Raw genomic sequence first — 328 nt, forward strand, 5'->3', positions numbered from 1 at the left:
TTGCGCCGTACCCGCGTGCAGCGGTGCCCCGGCACTGCGCAGCATTTTCCACGCCAGCCCGCTCAACCACAGCGCTCCGGCCCAGCTCATCAGTTGTTGTGCCAGTGGGTGGCGCAGCAACAGCTCGCCCAGCCCCAGGCCCACCAGCAGCACAATCGTCGCTGCCGTGCAGCAGGCCGCCAGGATCGGCAACAGGCTGGCCCGTACGCCCAGGCGGGCGCCGTGCGCCAGGATCAACAGGTTGGTTGGCCCCGGGCTGAGGCTGGCGACCAAAGCAAACAGGATGAAGGGCAGCATCGACTGAGACATGGGAACGCTCCAGAGCATC

Annotated in this window: 1 protein-coding gene; it reads right to left on the bottom strand. The window is 67.4% G+C overall.

All coding sequences use genetic code 11. From position 1 onward, the window contains the following. A partial coding sequence (locus QWI17_RS09025; RefSeq protein ID WP_302722183.1) for a LysE family translocator occupies positions 1 to 309 on the bottom strand: 309 nt, incomplete at its 3' end. Positions 310 to 328: the final 19 nt, after the last annotated feature.

It is taken from the genome of Gilvimarinus gilvus, from assembly GCF_030518155.1.
GTDB classification, from domain to species: domain Bacteria; phylum Pseudomonadota; class Gammaproteobacteria; order Pseudomonadales; family Cellvibrionaceae; genus Gilvimarinus; species Gilvimarinus gilvus.